Origin of the sequence: Brevibacillus sp. IT-7CA2, from assembly GCF_949767855.1 — a bacterium.
Taxonomy (GTDB): domain Bacteria; phylum Bacillota; class Bacilli; order Brevibacillales; family Brevibacillaceae; genus Brevibacillus.
Window position 1 is genome coordinate 543710 of sequence record NZ_CATKQT010000022.1, and the last position, 18539, is coordinate 562248.

Annotated in this window: 14 protein-coding genes; 13 read left to right on the plus strand and 1 reads right to left on the minus strand. The window is 46.9% G+C overall.

From position 1 onward, the window contains the following. Positions 1 to 16: 16 nt before the first annotated feature. From ACM6JA_RS15640 to ybaK, 10 genes are all read left to right on the plus strand, one after another. Positions 17 to 1012: an aliphatic sulfonate ABC transporter substrate-binding protein gene (locus ACM6JA_RS15640; protein ID WP_414853007.1), complete on the plus strand. Its 996-nt coding sequence runs from the start codon at positions 17 to 19 to the stop codon at positions 1010 to 1012. Positions 1013 to 1092: 80 nt separating this feature from the next. Beyond that, positions 1093 to 1953, plus strand: coding sequence for a tryptophan 2,3-dioxygenase (gene kynA, locus ACM6JA_RS15645; RefSeq protein WP_414853008.1), 861 nt, complete (start codon positions 1093 to 1095; stop codon positions 1951 to 1953). A 200-nt stretch (positions 1954 to 2153) separates the two neighbouring features. Then, positions 2154 to 3254 (plus strand): ATP-binding protein, encoded by a 1101-nt coding sequence (locus tag ACM6JA_RS15650; protein WP_414853009.1) that lies wholly within the window; start codon positions 2154 to 2156, stop codon positions 3252 to 3254. Further along, positions 3215 to 5617, plus strand: a complete 2403-nt coding sequence (locus ACM6JA_RS15655) for a DUF5682 family protein (RefSeq protein ID WP_414853010.1) — start codon at positions 3215 to 3217, stop codon at positions 5615 to 5617. Before ACM6JA_RS15650 ends, ACM6JA_RS15655 begins: the two co-directional genes overlap by 40 nt. Next, entirely contained in the window at positions 5602 to 6741 is a 1140-nt protein-coding gene (locus tag ACM6JA_RS15660; RefSeq protein WP_414853011.1) for a VWA domain-containing protein, read from the plus strand. Before ACM6JA_RS15655 ends, ACM6JA_RS15660 begins: the two co-directional genes overlap by 16 nt. Before the next feature lie 19 nt (positions 6742 to 6760). Continuing rightward, on the plus strand, positions 6761 to 10228 hold the full coding sequence (locus ACM6JA_RS15665; protein WP_414853012.1) for a DUF4132 domain-containing protein: 3468 nt from the start codon (positions 6761 to 6763) through the stop codon (positions 10226 to 10228). Positions 10229 to 10230: 2 nt separating this feature from the next. Then, the gene (locus ACM6JA_RS15670) at positions 10231 to 11889 is read left to right on the plus strand and encodes a hypothetical protein (protein WP_414853013.1); all 1659 of its coding nucleotides are present in this window, start codon (positions 10231 to 10233) and stop codon (positions 11887 to 11889) included. Positions 11890 to 11913: 24 nt separating this feature from the next. Further along, positions 11914 to 12198 (plus strand): hypothetical protein, encoded by a 285-nt coding sequence (locus ACM6JA_RS15675; RefSeq protein ID WP_414853014.1) that lies wholly within the window; start codon positions 11914 to 11916, stop codon positions 12196 to 12198. Positions 12199 to 12573: 375 nt separating this feature from the next. Beyond that, positions 12574 to 14151: an ABC transporter substrate-binding protein gene (locus ACM6JA_RS15680; RefSeq protein WP_414853015.1), complete on the plus strand. Its 1578-nt coding sequence runs from the start codon at positions 12574 to 12576 to the stop codon at positions 14149 to 14151. A gap of 123 nt (positions 14152 to 14274) precedes the next feature. Then, positions 14275 to 14754: a Cys-tRNA(Pro) deacylase gene (ybaK, locus tag ACM6JA_RS15685; protein WP_414853016.1), complete on the plus strand. Its 480-nt coding sequence runs from the start codon at positions 14275 to 14277 to the stop codon at positions 14752 to 14754. A gap of 39 nt (positions 14755 to 14793) precedes the next feature. Here the strand turns inward: ybaK and ACM6JA_RS15690 are convergent, their stop codons facing one another. Further along, the gene (locus tag ACM6JA_RS15690; RefSeq protein WP_414853017.1) at positions 14794 to 15618 is read right to left on the minus strand and encodes a hypothetical protein; all 825 of its coding nucleotides are present in this window, start codon (positions 15616 to 15618) and stop codon (positions 14794 to 14796) included. Between the two features lie 290 nt (positions 15619 to 15908). Here ACM6JA_RS15690 and ACM6JA_RS15695 point away from each other — a divergent pair, with 290 nt between their 5' ends. The 3 genes from ACM6JA_RS15695 (at position 15909) to ACM6JA_RS15705 (ending at position 18461) form a co-directional block, all read left to right on the plus strand. Beyond that, positions 15909 to 16934: an AraC family transcriptional regulator ligand-binding domain-containing protein gene (locus ACM6JA_RS15695; protein ID WP_414853018.1), complete on the plus strand. Its 1026-nt coding sequence runs from the start codon at positions 15909 to 15911 to the stop codon at positions 16932 to 16934. 188 nt (positions 16935 to 17122) lie between these two features. Continuing rightward, a complete protein-coding gene (locus tag ACM6JA_RS15700) occupies positions 17123 to 17914 on the plus strand; it encodes an SDR family NAD(P)-dependent oxidoreductase (RefSeq protein WP_414853019.1) in 792 nt (263 codons plus the stop codon). Positions 17915 to 18002: 88 nt separating this feature from the next. Next, positions 18003 to 18461: a VOC family protein gene (locus ACM6JA_RS15705; RefSeq protein WP_414853020.1), complete on the plus strand. Its 459-nt coding sequence runs from the start codon at positions 18003 to 18005 to the stop codon at positions 18459 to 18461. Positions 18462 to 18539 lie beyond the last annotated feature (78 nt).

Sequence of the window (18539 nt, forward strand, 5' to 3'; positions counted from 1 at the left end):
AGGAGAGTGTCGTCACATGCTTAAAAAAGTGTTTAATACCGTTGTTGCATCCCTATTATTGATGGGGATTGTGAGCGGGTGCTCTACTGGCGGAGCAGAATCCTCTGAGAAGGAAGTAAGGATTGGATATTTCCCAAACCTGACCCATAGCGCAACGATCATCGCGCTGGAAAAAGGCTATTTTAAGGAAGCCTTCGGTGCTGATATGAAGATTCAAACAAAAACGGTCGCCAATGGCGGATTGTTTATGGAGGCAATGGCAACGAAGGCGATTGACGTAGGGACGGTGGGGCCAGGGCCTCTTTTGAACTTTTATGTCAAGCATCCCGGGTATCGTTTGATTTCAGGTGCGGTCAATGGCGGGGCTGTGCTCGTCGTGAATGGTTCAACCAATATTAGTGAACTAAAAGAGTTAAAAGGCAAAAAAATCGCGATTCCGGTAATTGGCAGCACACAGGATGTCATGCTCAGAAAAGCACTGAAGGAGGTTGGCCTCAAACCGACGACGAATGGTGGAGATGTGGAACTGTATGCGGCGGCCCCAGCAGATACGGCAGCATTATTCGTGCAAAAATCCGTTGATGGTGCAGCAACGCAGGAGCCGTGGGGATATGTACTTGAGAATCAGGCAGAAGGAAAATTGCTTCTGGACTGGGATCAATTCGCTTGGGGGAAAGAATCAACCAATACCGTGGTAGCAGCCAGCGATGAATTTTTGAAACGAGAAGGATTGGCAACCGCCTACCTGCAAGCACATAAAAAGGCCGTCAAATTCATTCAGGAAAATCCCGAAGAAAGCCAAGATCTGATCATCAAGCATTTGAAAAATCTGACTGGCAAAGAGTTGAGCAAAAAAGAAGTGCAGGCAGCCTTTTCCCGTTTGGAAGTAACAACGGAGGTCAATGAAAAAGTCATTCAGGAAATGGCAGATATCAGCCAGGAAGCCGGTTATATTTCCAGTAATAAAATCGATGGCTTAATCGATTTGAAATATTTAGAAGCAGCGAAATAAAATCGGGTGAGAAGGAGGGAGGTTCAGCAGGAGGAACGAGGGGTGGAAAGGAATTAGATGGGAAAGGAGGTCATGCCGCGATGAGACCACATGAACAAGGAAGTAATCAACCGAACGACACTTCATTAGAGACACAGGTTCATACTGATTTCCAAAAAGAAATGAGTTACGGCGATTACTTACAGCTCGATCAAATCTTGTCGAGTCAACAATGTCAATCTACCCATCATGATGAAATGCTGTTTATTATCATTCATCAGGTGAGTGAGCTATGGATGAAACAAATTTTGCACGAACTGTCAGCAGCAAATGAGTGCATCTGTAACCACGATCTGGAGCCTGCTTTCAAAATGTTCGCGCGAGTCTCGCGTATCCAGCAGCAATTGATTAAATCTTGGGATGTCCTTTCTACATTGACGCCAGCTGACTACCTCCAGTTCCGTGACAAGCTGGGTCATTCGTCCGGTTTTCAATCCTATCAAAACCGATTCATCGAATTTACGCTAGGATATAAGAACCAGCATGTCCTAGCGGTGTATGCGCATCAACCAGAGCTGCACGCCCAAATGAGTGCGGCCTTGCAGCAGCCCAGCATTTACGATGCGGCGATCAGGGAGATGGCTACTCGTGGCTTGCCGATTGATCCGGAATGTTTGAATCGCGATTGGTCACAGCCATATCAACCAAATCAGAGTGTAGAGCAAGCCTGGCTGACCGTGTATCGAAATGTGAACCAGTATTGGGATCTGTACGAGTTGGCAGAAAAGCTGGTGGATATCGCCAGCCAGCAACAACAATGGCGTTTTAACCATATGACGACAGTCGAACGCATCATAGGACAAAAGCCGGGAACAGGTGGGTCATCAGGCGTCATGTACTTACGCAGAGCGCTCGATCACCGTTTTTTCCCGGAGCTTTGGAGCTTGCGGACGCTGTTGTAAAAAAACTCTTCAAAAAAAGCGAGAAAAGCGTCTTGGGGACCCAAGGCGCTTTTTAGCATGTAGTACTCATTTCACATCTTTTCACATATCCTTCCTAATATTGGGTACAAATACCCTTCTTTTCCTGACAAACATATGTTTTCATTTTTTATAGTATACCTTATTTTTCAAGTACAACCAGAAATGGAGTGGGCATTTGGATGGAAACAATGAAGCCACCTATGGAAGTGTTATATGCTAAACAGCTGAATGCACTGCGATCCCATGATACAGGGACAAAACCTCCCAATTGGCTGATGTCGCCAAGAGCTGTGCGCGACTTTATTTTAGGAACGGATGACCCCCTCTCTTATGAGGGCGAAAGTATACCGATTACGAAGAAGTTCTATGGAGACGATGTGCTTATTGAGCGTGCAATCGTCACATTGGCAGGCAATCGTGGCTTGATGCTCGTCGGTGAACCTGGAACGGCAAAGACGATGCTGTCTGAGCTGCTGTCTGCAGCTATCTCCGGTACGAGCACGAATACAATCCAAGGCACCGCGGGAACGACAGAGGATATGATCAAATACTCCTGGAACTACGCGATGCTGCTGGACAAAGGTCCTTCTCTGCAAGCGCTGGTTCCTTCCCCGTTATACACCGGGATGAGCAAGGGAATCATTACCCGTTTTGAAGAGATTACCCGTTGTCCGTTTGAGGTTCAAGACGTGTTGATTAGTATTTTGAGCGACAAGGTGATGAACATTCCCGAGCTGTCAGACGGAATCGTGTTTGCAAAGCCCGGTTTTAATATCATTGCAACAGCGAACTTGCGGGACAAGGGCGTCAATGAAATGAGCAGCGCGCTCAAACGACGTTTTAACTTCGAGACAATCGCGCCAATTAATCATGTGAAAATGGAAGCGCAAATTATCGAATCCCAAGCAAAAGTGATTCTGGAGCAAAGTGGCGTAAACATCGAAATCGATCGGGATGTGGTTGAGATATTGGCGACGACCTTCATGGAGTTGCGCATGGGCGAGACTAAAGAAGGATTCAAAATCGATTCCCCTCAATCCGTGATGAGTACAGCCGAAGCCGTATCCGTCTATGTCCAAAGTGCAATGACGTCCCATTACTATGATGGCAGGCCAATTTCCATGGATCGACTGGTACAGAACATGCTGGGAGCGGTCGTCAAGGAAAACCAAAAGGACGCAAATATCCTGAAAACCTACTTTACCAAAGTGGTCAAAGAACGGGCAAAGGAAGAGGGTCTATGGGGAACTTATTACAACGAGAAGAAATGGATCAAATAAACGGTCAAGACCGCTTCATAAAATCTTTCGTCGAAGAAGAGGTCTACAACCTCAGCAAACAGGTCGTCTATTTCCCAGTTCGTCATCATAGTCCTGCCTGCGCATTTCATTTGAAAAAAACGATCGAAGAGTATCAACCGGAAATCATTCTGATTGAAGGCCCGGACCACAGCAATCATATCATTCCGATCTTGACGGATGAACGGACGAAGCCTCCTGTGAGCATTTATTACGCGTACGCCTCAGGAGAGCAAAAATACGTCTGTTACTTTCCGTTTCTTCTGTATTCGCCGGAATATGTAGCCCTGGTCGAAGCAAAACGTCGGCAGATACCTGCTGCTTTTATTGATCTAAGCTACGGAAGTCGCCTCGAAAGCTTGGAAGACGGCCATGATTTGAAAAAGAAGAATGAAAAGCTGTCCTATCACGATGAGCGCATGCTGGCAGGCTCGCAGTTTATTCAACGATTGTGCCAGACGATGAAATGCCGGAACTTCGATGAGCTGTGGGAAAAGGTTTTTGAGATTGATGGTATCCGCAAACAGACGCAGGATTTCGTCAAGGATGTCTTTGCCTATTGCTACCTGTCTCGAAAATGCTATGATGACGCGGCTTTGGAAGCGGAAGGCGATTTGATCCGTGAGGCGCACATGCGTCAAAAAATTGCAGAGGCCAAGCAAAAGCACGCGAGAATTCTCGTGGTGACTGGGGGATTTCATACATACGGACTCATCGAGGAACGAAAGACTTCCTACAAGATACAAAAGGTGCAGGAAGAAAAAATATATCCGATGGTGTACACGTACCAGGAAGCAGATCAGTTGAATGGATACGCAAGCGGGATGCCGTACGTTCACTACTACGAGAGTGTGTGGAAGGCACTGGAGAAGAAGGAGCGTGCTCCTTTCTCGAAAAGCGCCTTGGTGTACCTCCCGCAACTGCTCAAAAAGCTGCGTGACAAGGGAGAAACGACGTCAACTGCGGATGCGATCGAAGCGTACAGCCTCATGAACGGCTTGGCAGTCATGCGAGAAAAGGCCGAGGGCGGTGCCTATGAGTTGATCGATTCCGTTCTCTCTGCTTTTACAAAAGGCGAGCGCTCGATTGCAACTTCACAGCCAATCGAGACATTGCGAGAGCTGTTGACAGGAGACGGAATCGGTGAGGTTGCTCCAAATTCACTGGATGTGCCCATCGTTCGCGATTGCAAAGACAGATGTAAATCGCTAAAGCTCGCGATTACGACAACAGGGCGCAATCAGAAGGTGCTAGAGCTGTATGCCAAGAAGTCGCATCGCGAAGCCAGTCAGTTTTTTCACTGCATGCAGTTCTTGGGTACAGAATTTTGCGCGAAAGAAGCCGGACCAGACTGGATGAACAACCGAAATGTCAATCTTGTCCGAGAAACATGGCGCTACAGCTATTCCTCCTTCGTCGAAGCCCGTCTGATCGAGAGCTCGGTCTACGGTGGGACGGTGAAGGAGGCAGCTGCGCAAAAGCTAGCCGATATGGTAAAAGAACTGCCGCAGCATCAAAGCCATGAGTTGGCAAAATGGCTGATGATGGCGGTCGTTATGGGATTGGAAGAGCTGTCGGAAAGGCTCTTTGAATCTGTAGAAGAGTCCGTTAGGCAGGATGGACATTTTCTCTCTCTTTGCAAAACGTTGAAGACACTCACGATTCTTTTGGAGCAAAAACGGTTGTTCGGTCTTATCGAGACAGAACGGCTGGAGAGCTTGGTGGAAGAAGTATATTACCAGGCTGTGACCAAAATCGTTGAGCAGGGAAACCCGAACCCCAACGAACTGGATGAGTTGGCCGATCAGCTCAAATTCCTCTACATGCTGAGTGAGAAAAGACAGGCGGATGATTCCCGAGAGATTTTCAGTGATCAACTGCTGGAATTGCTGCGTAACGACAAGCTCCCCGCGAAACTGGAGGGGGTAGTGGTTGCGATCTTGTGCAATCTCGAAGTGATCGAACGGGCAGAAATTTCCAGACGTGCACGTGCCTATATGTTCGGCTCGCCTGAGCAAATGCTGCATACCGCCGCGTATTTACATGGCGTTTTTATCGTGGCTCGTGATTACCTGTTTCATCAAGAAGAAATCCTGCGCGATCTGCATCAGATGATTACATCCTTGGCCTACGATGATTTTTTACAAGTAGTCCCTGAACTGCGATTGGCGTTTACATATTTTAGCCCAATGGAAATTAGTATGCTCTCGGAAAAAGTGGCAGCTCTCTTCCAAACGACGGTGGAACAAGTCACGAATCCAGTCATCGATGAGCGTACCTTGCGTGATGCCCGCATGCTCGATCAAGCGATCAAGGAGGAGTTTGCCAAATGGAACCTGATTTGAGCCGCGAAGCCTTGAATCGCTGGCGGTTGTTATTGGGCTCTCATGCCGAGGAATCATTGGAAGGCAGTGGGGGCTATCAATCATCCGAGTTTTCCTATCAGGAACTAGACTCGATTCTTGAATTTTTATACAACCGTGAATACGGAGAAGAGCAAGGCTATCGAAAAGAGGGTGGCCGAGGAGATTCGGCATTGACGGTTCCCGTCTGGCTGAACAAAATCCGCAAACTGTTCCCCAAAAAAACGGTAGAAGTCCTTGAGCGGCAAGCTCTGGACCGCTATAACATGACAGAGTTGTTGACAGACAAAAAAGTGTTGGAAAGCATGGAGCCCAACATGACCCTCTTGAAAAACATCCTCCAATTTAAAGGCAGGATGAAAGGAGAGGTCGTGAAAAGTGCAAAGGAAATTGTACGCAAGGTCGTAGACGATCTGCGACGTCAGCTTGAAAATGAAGTGCAGACCAGCATTGTCGGCAAACGCAATCGCCACAAACGCGGTTATACGAAGTCGATGAAAAATCTGGATGTCCATAAAACGATTCGTAAAAATTTGAAAAACTATGATCGCAAAAAAAGCCGTTTTATCATCGATGAGCTGTATTTCCACAGCAATATCCAGCATCACAACAAATGGAACATTGTCATTGTCGTGGACGAGAGCGGCAGTATGATGGACTCTGTGATTTACAGCTCCGTTATGGCAAGTATTTTTTACAAGCTCGCTGCCTTGAAGACGCATTTGGTTATTTTTGATACAAAGGTCGTTGATTTGAGCGATAGACTGGATGATCCGGTCGATGTGCTGATGAGTGTGCAGCTTGGTGGGGGGACTCATATTGCCCAAGCGCTCAAATACGGAAGAACACTGCTCGAAAATCCATCGAAGACGATATTTATCCTCGTCAGCGATTTGGAGGAGGGCTATCCGATCAAGGAAATGTATCGCCAAAGCAAGGAAATTATCGACGCGGGCTGCAAGTTTTTAGTGCTGACGGCTTTGGATTTCAATGGTAACGCTACATACAACCAGCATGCTGCAAGGGTATTGAGCGATATGGGAGCAAATGTCGCCGCGATCACGCCTGATGAGCTCACGCAATGGATTGGAAAGGTTATCAAATAGAGAGAAGGAGGAGTAAGGAATGGTTTTACGAAAGACAGATCTGAATCCAGTTACGAAGAAATTTGTGGAGGAGTTTATCAGTGCAAGTGATCGAAACAAGCATTTGTACGATCAAATCGCTGATTACGTTGCAGGTGACACAGACGAATGCCCGGCAATCGCAGAGGACCCGCGGTTTTACAGCTATACGGTTCGATCCGAATTTGACAAGCTGAAAAAACGCGGCGAGGAGCAGTCCTTCTATCGAGCAGCTGTACTGATCTATAAGGCAAGCAATCGTTTTTACGATAAGAAAAATGTGATGGATGAGTGCTTCCTGGATCAGATCGAACTGCAAAGTATGAAGGAAATCAGTGATGCTGATATCCATGAAAGAGATCAGAAAGCATTGGAGGCCGTGAGAAAAACGGCCGAGCATTTTGGGCCTGCATTGTTTGGCGAATTTTTGTTAAAAGCCGCGGAGGATTATCGCGTAAGTATCAGCCGTGATTACTCCTCAACATTTGATCGAGCCAATTTTTTGCTCTTCATTTCGTATGCATACACGATTTCCCCGAGCATTTTGGAGGAAGCAAAAGAAAAGCTGATGCCGATCTACTATTACCTGCTTACAGGTGATACACGCGAATATATAAAAGAGCTGCATACCATTGCAAAAGAAGTCGTGACTATGCAGTTTTCGAGCAACAATTTACTGACCAACGAGTCGTTGTACCCTTTATACGTCAAAGAGAAAAAGGCTGCGCTGCGAGAAAAGCATTATCCAGGAGAGCAGGTCAAGGAAGGCTCCCTTTTGAACCAGAAACATTTGAAGCGATATATGGAGCTGGTCATCAGCTTGCTGTATTTCCGCATTCACGTCAAAGGCGGGATAAGTGCATTCCTGAAGAAGGAAGAGGAGATGGATCGGGAGCTGCACGACACCTTGCAAATCTTGTTTGACATGTTCCCGCTTGATATCTTGTCCGAAGATAAGAGACTGGCTGACCTCGTGCACATGGATGAGCCTTACGATCTACTGTTGGGCATGCGCGAGCATTTGCTATCCCCGCCGACAAATTGGGAGCAGGTGAAGCAACTAGCGCTGGAAGACGTAACGAAATCGAGACGAGCACTTGAGATTGCTTCGATCCCGATGGTCAAAGGATTTTTACACAAAACGTTGGCGGCAGAAGGCGTGGACCTCTCCGATTTCCAGCCTTCTTTGGAAGGGATTATTCAAGACGCGCTGCGACGTGCGAAGGGCTCGACAAAGCTGGCGAACTATTTGGATGATAAAGCTGCCCTAGAGGATGTGCTCGAGCATGTGCATCTGGAGGACTTACAACTCGTAAGACAGCAGATGATCCTGCTGAGCTTCTTGCCTGTGGACCATCCGTTTATTGCGCGTCTGATTCCGTTCATGTGCCAATACAAAGACAAGTCAAACCGCAGAGTAGGCCATATGTGCTTCGCTCATGCGTTCCAGGATCAATTGACCGCCTTCATCGATCATTACCGGAATGACGAAGCTGTAGATATTCAGACACTTTTTTATCAGATTTTGTCGATCAAGGAGACGCACTATTATTACACAGACGTCAATGAAGAGGTGTATCGTTCGTTGGTCGTAGCGAATCCGGAAATGAGTCTGGCTCAATTTGACAACCTGGATACGCCGCTTCGCGTGTTTGTGATACAAACGCTATTAACAGAAAAGGAGACGCTGTCAGATGAATTGCGCAACCAAGCGATTCTGTTCGGGTTGGCTGACAGCTCGAAGAAAGTGAGCGGCCTCGCTGGTGCAGCGTTTCTTCAGGCCAAAGACAAGGAGCTTTATTTGCACGTCTATCAAACCGAGAAAAAAGCAAAGGTCAAGGAAATGGCGTTGGATGCGATTCGCTCCCTGGACAATAACAAGGAGATTTTCCAAGAGCTGCTGACTACAGAAAAGAACAGCAAATTGAAAACGTTGCTGCAAACATTTATCGACGCCGAAGAGCAAGGGCCAGATGCGAGCCTGACCCATTTGGGCAACCTGACCGACAGGCGCAAGCTCACACGAATTAAATGGATGCCACTGGAGCGCATGCCAACCCTTCGCGACCAAGACGGCAACGAGCTGGGGCAGGAAGTAATGGAGTACATGCTCACCGCTTCGATCGATTTTCCGACAGCGCCAAACCAGTTGGTACTTGACTTGAAACCGTCTCTGCAAGCGGCATCTGTTGCTGACTTTACCGCAGAAGTTTTGCGCTCATGGCTCGATAATGGGGCAGTCGCCAAAGAAAAATGGGTCATGCCGCTCTGCGTCGCTTTTGGAGATCGACGTATAGTCGATACGATTGGTCATTGGATTAAGGAGTGGACAGATCACTCTCGCGGAGCTTTGGCTGCGGATGGCGTGCGTGCCCTGTCGTTCTCGAATGATTTGACTGCGCTGCGCCTAATTGACCAGATCAAGCGTACGATCAAAAACAGGCAAGTCAAATCAGCAGCAGAAGAGGCGCTCTCCATGGCGGCTGCGAATCAGAACATTTCCGCGATGGAACTGGAAGACCGACTGGTCACCACGCTTGGCTTCGATGCGTCAGGCAAGCAAGTGTTTGACTACGGCGACCGCACCTTCACGGTCAAAGTCAGCAATGAGCTGGAGCTGGAAGTCACGAACGACAGTACAGGAAAAGCGGTAAAAAACCTGCCTGCACCGTCCGCGAAAGACGATCAGGAGAAGGCAGAACAAGCGCGAGTGACTTTTGCTCAATTGAAAAAAGACCTGAAAAATATGGTGAAAGTACAATCTCTTCGTCTGGAGGAGTCCCTGTCCAAATCGCGTTATTGGTCAACGGCAGCATGGAAACGTCTCTTTGTGGAGAACGTGTTGATGCAAAAATTCGCAATTGGACTGATCTGGGGTGTATACGAGGACGGAAAGCTCGTAGATACGTTCCGCTATATGGACGATGGGACATTTAACACCGTGGACGAGGATGAGTATGAGTTGGCAGATGAGCAGCTCATTGGTTTGATTCACCCACTGGAGCTGGACGAAGAATCGTTGAACGGCTGGCGTACTCAGCTAGAAGATTACGAAATTACCCAACCATTCGAGCAGTTGAATCGTGAAGCGTTCCTGCCAACGGAAGAAGAAATGAAAGCCAATGAATTGCTCCGACTGCCTGTTGAATCGTATTCACCTACCGCTTTTGCGAAAATGATGGAGAAATTCGGCTGGGTCAAAGGAACGCCGCTCGATGCCGGTTATTATTATGAGTTTTACAAACTGTATGACGGAATGGTGGCTGAGCTGAAAATCAGCGGGGCGAGCATTTCGTATTGGGAGGGCATGGAGGATGTGAAGCTGGAAGCGTTGGCTTTCTATCCGAATAAAGATGCCGAGTACAAGCATTTTTACTTCAAACCAGTGGATCGGCTGAAGCTAACCGATATTCCAACACGCATTTTCAGCGAAACCGTCTACGATGTCATGCGTGCAGCAGGAAAATAACGATGGCGGATTTCACATCGGAATTTCATCGGTTTATCGCGCTGTGCAACGAAGAGTATCTGATCAAATACGCGAACAAAGGAATTTACAATCGTTCTATCAAGGAAATGGAAAAAGGAATGACCGTTTCCTACGAGTTCGGGAATGATTACGTCGAGTGTGCGCTGTCAGATGACAGCGTATGCCGACTTCATGCAGATATTAATCGCTTTTCCTGCTCATGTCCATCTGACAAGATATGCAAGCATGTCATCATCGCCATCGTCAACTATGCTCAAAACCATTTGCAAGCAGGAGCAGAGAACGAGGAAGAGCTGGAGACCTACAAGCCTGACTTTAGCTGGCTGTTGCAATTGCAGCCGTCTCACATCAGTAAGGCTTTTACCCCAGCGCAGCTGGAAGAAGTGCTGTTTCGCCTCGACTATTTCGAGGAGCTGGAGGTCGTTGAAACATCCTTTTTAACCATGACATTGCGTACTCAAGATATATCCGTATCTTTTGACAGTGAATCGGAGATCGGGAAGAGTATGTGCACCTGCAAGGCGAAGGGCAATTGCTTGCACAAGCTAGAGGTCATTTTGCGCTATCGGGCCATGCATGAGCTACAGGATCGTGAGCAGTTACAAGCATCCGTAACCGATGTCAGCTACGAAACCGATGTCGTAGCGGAAGCCAAAGCGCTGATCGCAGAGATTCTTGGCATCGGCTTGGCGAAGCTATCCCAGACGATTTGTACACGGCTGGAGCTGCTTGCTATTGCTGCGCATAACGGCAATCTTCCCCGCGTAGAAAAGGACATTCGCGGCATTCATGGGGAGCTGAACTTATTTTTTCAGCGTCATGTCAAGTTTTCAACGGAAGCGCTGCTCGACCGACTTTCCCGGGTGTATCTTAGTTTGCTTGCTCTAGAGAAGACCGATCACACCGAAGCGAAAAAGCAGCTACTCGGCAGCTTTAAGAGTAAGTACCATATGGTTCCAGAGTTAAGTCTGTATGCTTTGGGAGCAAATCCATGGGAGACGCGGTCGGGGTACAAGGGGATTACGTATTACTTTTATTCGCTTTCTGATCAACGCATCTACACGTATACAGAAGCGCGCCCTGTGTATTATGAAGGCATATCCTTTTCCTTTAAGGACAGCTATAAAGGCAAGGTACCCTGGGGCGGGTTGATCTCGATGGAGGAGCTCTCTCATTCACAGGTCATCCTGACACAGGCGAAGACGAATCGGGAGCAACGCTTGTCATCCAGCGAAGAGACACGGCTAACCATCGTTCCCAGGGACAATATCGAAGAGCTGGATCTCGGCAAGGTGTTCGTTCGCGACTGGTCAAGTGGTTGGAAGGACGCGGCAGGCGATATGTTTGAGACTGCCTTGGACTCGGTTTTTCTATTGAAAGCGAACAAGTTCAACCAAGTCGATTTCGATCAGAAGACGCAGCAGTTGATTCTTACGATCGAAGACGAGCAATGTCAATCTCTCCAATTGAGCATCTCCTATCAGGGGGAATTCGCCCGCAATATACGTCATCTCGAACAAAATAAGCGGCTACTAGAGCTGCGCGATGTGTATTTGCTTGTGCAAAAAATAGGAGATGGACTTTATCCGATCAGCATCATGCAGGGTAAATCGCTGACGAGCTTTAAGTTAGATCTATAACGGTGAGGGAGTGGACGTACAATCATGGAGGAGTTATATTCCTTTACCGAAAAGCTGACTGATTGGCAGGAACGCTTGTTACTCAAAGGAATCCATAAACTTGACAAGCAAGATTTGCAGGAGCTGAAAAAGCTGCAAGAGCTCGCGACCGAACACGATATGAGCTTCCTCGGCTCATTGATAGAAGACCTACATGTGGAGGGCAATCGCTATTTGCAGGAAGTAAAAGCGGATGCGGATTTGTTAACGCAGCAGTATTTGTATGTGGTGCAGTACGTCAATATGATGAAAAAGCCTTTGACTCGATGATCGTAATAAGGTGTAGCGAAGGGGGAGAGATTCTTGAAGAGTCTCTCTTTTTTCTATGGTCGGTACGTATAACTAGAATCACTGCGATCCCCGGAATGGAAATTTTCAAAATGGAGTGGCCATTTTCCGCGACTATCATCGCAGAGGGTGTGACATTTTGATGAATACATATATGGGCTGTTAAAAAGTGAATTTGTCAGATAATATTTGAATCACTCTCTCGCTGACAAAGGGGAGAGTTTTTTGTTTATATACAAAGTTGTAAAGAAACTGAAAATAAAGGTAAACAAAGTGAAAATATAATGACTGAATATTATCTAAAATAAAATATGTTTGAATGCTAAAACATTTGCAACAAGAATTGGGGGAACACAGATGAAAAAGAAGAGCTTTTATCACACGTTGATTGCCATGACAATCGCGGTATCTGCGGCTTTGGCTGGGTGTTCATCGGGGCAGGACGCGTCCACTAGCGCTGGACAAGCAGGGGGTACAGCGGAAGCAGGCAAAACAGGAGGAACGCTCGTCATCGCTCGTTTGTCCGATGCGAACAACCTCGATCCGCATTTCCTGTCCCAAATCCCTTCAGCAGCAATTGTTCATCACAAAGTATACGAAGGGCTTGTCCGCATGGATAAAGAAAGCAAATACGTCCCATCCCTGGCAAGTGAGTGGAAGCAGCTCGATGATTTGACGTGGGAGTTCAAGCTGCGTCAAGGCGTGACGTTCCATGATGGCGCACCTTTCAATGCGGAAGCGGTAAAGGCAACGATCGCTCGCGTTCAGGACCCTGCCGTTGGCTCCAGCCGGATTAATATGTTTGAAGCAATCAAAGAAGTGAAAGTAGTAGATGAGTACACGGTACAGTTTCTTCTGAATTACCCGTACGCGCCGCTCTTGTCTGTTTTGGCGAGTGCAGAAGGAAGCATCATCAGCCCGAAAGCCATTGAACAATATGGAAAAGATTTGAGCAAGCATCCAACCGGTACGGGCCCGTACAAATTCGAAAAATGGACGCCGGGCCAAGAAGTGGTTCTCGTGAGAAACGATAGCTACTATGGCGGTACACCAAATTTGGATAAAGTCGTTTTCAAAACCGTACCGGAAGACACGACTCGCCTTGCCATGGTTGAGACAGGAGAAGTTCAAGTGGCAGAAAACTTGCCTGTGACGGACATCGATCGCGTGCAGAATTCTCCATCGATGCAATTGGGGCGATACCCTGGGTTCTCTGTCGATCACATCGGATTGAATACAAAGAAAAAGCCTTTTGATGACGTGCGTGTCCGCCAAGCCATTGCCCACGCAATCGACAAGAAAACCATTATTGAAGGCGTTTACAACAGTGTGGGAACACCAGCTCACTCCTCGATTACACCAGCGATGGTTGGGTACAGCCCGAATGTAAAAGACATACCGTATGACGTCGAGAAAGCGAAGCAATTGCTCGCCGAGGCTGGATATCCAAACGGCTTCAAAGCAAAAATTGCGTTGAATGATAACAAAGCACGGATTAGCGTAGCAGAGGTTTTGCAGCAACAGCTGAAGCCAATCGGAATTGACCTGCAACTGGATGTCATGGAATTCGGTGCGTATATTGAGGCAGCATCCAAAGGGGAGACTGACCTGTTCATGAGCGGATGGGGAAATGCTACGGGCGATGCCGACTACAACCAAGCGAACCTATATCATTCGAAAGCACATGGCGCACCTGGTAATCATTCCTTCTACAACAATCCGGAAGTAGACAAGCTGATTGACGAAGGACGCAAAGAAACAGACGCAGAAAAACGGAAGCAACTCTATGAAAAAGCACAACAAATCGAAATGAACGAATCTCCGCTTATTCCGTTCCGCTTCTCCGAGAACTTGGCGGCGATTCAAAAGAATGTACAGGGTGTATGGATTAGCCCTGCTGGCCATATCGAGATTGACGAAGTAGCGATTCAATAAGAGTAACGAATAGCACGCTGCTGACTTGATTATGTCAGTGGCGTTTTTTGGTTGTAAAGTAGAACGCCATCCCCTAAGATAGATTATATTTTGTTGACCAGCGTGTAGCGGAGGTGGAATGGCGTGAAGCAAGGAAAAACGAATGCGATGCGGATATTGGATAAAGAAAAAATCGCATACACCATGCTGACTTATGCAACGGATGATGGGAAAATCGACGGAATCGCTGTCGCCCAAAAGATCGGTCGCGAAGAGAACGTTGTCTATAAAACCTTGGTTTCGCAAGGGACGAGCAAATCGTATTATGTGTTTGTCATTCCCGTTGAAGCCGAGCTTGATCTCAAAAAAGCGGCGAAAGCAGTCGGCGAGAAGAAGATCGAGATGATTCCCGTGAAGGAGATCACCAAAGTATCCGGCTATATCCGCGGCGGCTGTTCGCCAATCGGGATGAAGAAATTGTTTCCTACTGTGATCGATAAACGAGCACAATCGTTAGAGACGATCATCGTCAGTGGCGGAAACATTGGCGTCCAGATCGAGATGGCAGTAGAGGGCTTGTTACAAGCAACGAAAGGCTCCTTGGCAGATGTATCTGCAATCTAAAGCAAAAAGGCCACGGCATTAGCTGTGGCCTTTTGGTGTTTAGGGAAAAAGTCCCTTCCAAACTTGAATAGGGGTGTCGCATGAGCAGCAGTTCAATTCACCAGCAAGATAAGGAAGGTGGGTAAGCAGCTTTTCATCCCCAATCGCAAGCGCACGTTGGTATAATCCTTGAAGTCCGCTGTCATTTGTCATGTCCGGTCTTTTGGCGATAATTAAAAATTGTTCCGCTGTACCGTGAGAAACGGGATCGTCTTCGTAAGCGAACAAAATCTCCTTTTCCTCATCTGGCCATAAGTAGATAGACTGATCGCACGTCGGACACACCGTTACATATTCGTCTCCCTCCGAAAAGGTGAGAAGCATGTTGGCAATGTCTTTGTCCCCACGAAACGCAGCGTCCGCAGCTAGTATGTAGCGCTTGTCTGCATCATGCTCTCCCATCCGTGCTAGGTGAAGGATTGATTCTGTCAGCTCTGTCAGTGATAGAATGGCACGTCGGTATTCACGATAGATCTCTCTGATGATCTCTTGATCCAATAATGGTGTCTGATCTCGTAAAAACTCCGATGGCACATCCATATGAGGCACATTTTCGCTACTGGCTTCGAAAATGCCGCAGGTTATGAAGATGTCCAACAGAATATCAGGGTTCTCTGTTTTTAAAGCGATCTCTACTATATAGGGGACTGCAGCATATGTACATGGATAAATCGTATTTTGATGATACAGAAGCTCCCAATACAACTCTTCTTTTTCTTCGGAAAAATAGTCGTGCTGAATATGCTGGATGAGCGCAGGGACGCGATCGGAAAAACCATAAGGACCTTGTAGCTTACCCCATATAGGACTTGCTAAATCTAGCATAAGAACATCACCTCTCTTGCTGAAATGAGCCACTATTCCCATTATCATAGTAAAATTTTCCTCAATCCGCTATAATTTGCCCCTTATCCAGAGAGGGGTGAGGGGTATGTTCGTCGGTTTCTTCCCCGGTATGATATGGAAGTTGTTGCATCCGACTATACATTTTACCGATTACGGAGCACAGCACCCGTTGCTGCCAGGCAAGCAATAATAACGCGTACGATCACCTTCATGTATACTTAAGTATAAGCGGAACGAATCGGTAAGCAACTAAAGGAGATCCATACGTAATGAAATCAGACCGTATAAAGTTCCCGGCAGGATTTTGGGCGGGATTACAACGAATAGGGATTGCCCCCCACTATCTAGTTCGCAAAGCGCGCCTGCCGCTCACCGTTCTTACAGAACCAGCTGTAGTCACCACTGCCCAATATTTCAGAATCTGGCAAGCGTACGCAGATCTAATTGGTGACACTGCTATCGGTATCATCAAGCTTTCAACCAACTTTGAAACGGCACAATACCCTTCGACTGTTTTAGCGACCTATCATGCTCGTGACTATCGCGACGCGCTTAATCGAATGGCCCGTTACAAACAACTGTGCCCTCCGGAAAGGTTGCGCATAACAGAGGAGGGCGAGCACTGTACAATCGAATTGGAGTGGATGCACAGCGAGCAGCCCGGACCACCAGTCCTGGTTGGAACCACGTTAGCCTTTCTTCTAGAACTTGGGCGACGGGGCACGGGCAAACGTTTAACTGCACAGTCCGTGGAATTTTCTCACTCGATGGGGGATGTAACTGCCCTTGAGGTTTATTTCGGTTGTCCTATACGGATTGGTGCCACCGTTAACCGATTAACACTCTATCGATGCGATCTGGACCGTCTCTTTCTTTCGTATAACAAAGAATTGTTGGAGATATTGACACCTGTATTGGACCGATCATTGGATGAAGAGTGCAGTCATTCAATTGCTGAGATGGTCAAGTGGATCTTGAAGCGAAGTCTTACCGGAGGCCGCCTTGATATTCGAGCTGTTGCGAGCGAGCTGGGCATGAGCGATCGTACCTTGCAGCGTCGTCTTACGGATGAATGCACAACGTTCAAGCAACTGTTAACACAGGCTCGACATGAACAGGCGCGCGAATACTTAGCCGATCCCAAGCTCGATATAAAAGAAGTGGCTTTCTTACTTGGATATGAAGATCAGAACTCATTCTACCGGGCCTTTCGGCTTTGGGAAGGCGATACACCTTCCCATTGGCGTTCCGAATACTTTCGGGTCAATCCCGCCGTCAAAGAATTCCCAAGCTAACCGGTTCCAAGCAGGGCTACCATTTTCCCGGTTTCCATATTTGGCGGGTTCAGCAAGAAATTTGGCGTTGTACGCTAGTTACCGAACGATCCAGAAAAAGTACGATAATCTCTATCCGGAGCACAAGGATGTTCCAAGATGAACTTCTAGTCAGCTCGCCATGAATGACTACAAAGGAGACAAGGGTTATGGATATGGGATTAAGGGACAAAACTGCTTTAGTTACTGGATCGACGAAAGGTATCGGGAAAGCAATTGCCATTGAGCTTGCCAGAGAAGGCGTCCATGTCCTCGTAAATGGACGGAATGATGAAGAGGTAGAACGAATCGTAAATGAATTGAAGTCGGAATTCCCGGATACTTCTCCTCAGAATGCTACGGCTGATATTGTAGATAAGAAGCAAAGAGAAGCATTATTTGAGAAATATCCCCATGTGGATATTCTCGTTAACAATATGGGTATTTATGAGATCATGTCCTATGAACACGTTGACGATGAAGTATGGGAAAAATACTTCCGAACAAACGTCCTTGCCGCTAATGGATTATCTAAATTTTACTTATCGAACATGTTAAAGAACAATGATGGACGAATCATCTTTATAGCAAGTGAAGAAGCGATCATGCCTTCAGGGCAAATGCCTCAGTATTGCATGACGAAATCTATGCTATTATCACTGTCAAAAAGTCTATCAAAGCTAACGATAGGAACAGAAGTCACATCCAATACAATCATGCCAGGACCAACGCTTTCCGAAAATGTATATCAAATCATTGATAGTCTGTTTCCTGATGATATGGCATTTTCGGAAAAAGAGAATCAATTTATGGCTGCAAACCTGCCCCAATCCGAATTACAGCGGTTTATCAAGCCTTTTGAAATAGGTAGGCTGGTAGCATTCGTATCTAGCCCTTATGCAACCGCATTTAAAGGTTCACCAATCCGTATGGACGGGGGCATGGTTCCAACTATTTTTTAACATGAATTCCATATTTGCGAGCAGAATTGCCAATATTATCATACATATGATACGATAATGTTGAAAAAGACAAGGGAGGATGTCCAGTATGATTAAAGGATTATACGAAGCACATTTACCTGTCAAAAATCTCTTGAGATCCATTGAGTTTTACAAACAGTTGGATTTGGAACTCGCCCACCAGACTCCTACAATTGCTTTCTTTTGGATTGAAAAAGGGCGCAGCTGGTTAGGATTATGGGAAACAGACCGGGTAGATACTCCTTATCACGTTTCGTTACGTCATGTTGCCTTTCAAATTGATCGCAAAGATATGGATGAAGCGAAGAAGTGGTTGGAACAGAAGGGGATAGAGGTAACAACGAGCTTCGGTTTCCCACCAGAAAAACAGCCGCTTGTATTACCGAATAACCCCCAAGCTCACGCTGCTATTTACTTCGAAGATCCTGATGGCAACTTACTGGAATTCATCACACCCTTACGAATTGATTTTGAGGAAGCCTTCAAAATGATGACGCTAGAGGATTGGGATAAAAGGGAAGGATAGGAAAAGCTTTTCAAACGGGGAGACACTTGTGAAAAGCTACTGGCTACGACTGTAATGAAGATACACAAAAGTCCTGAT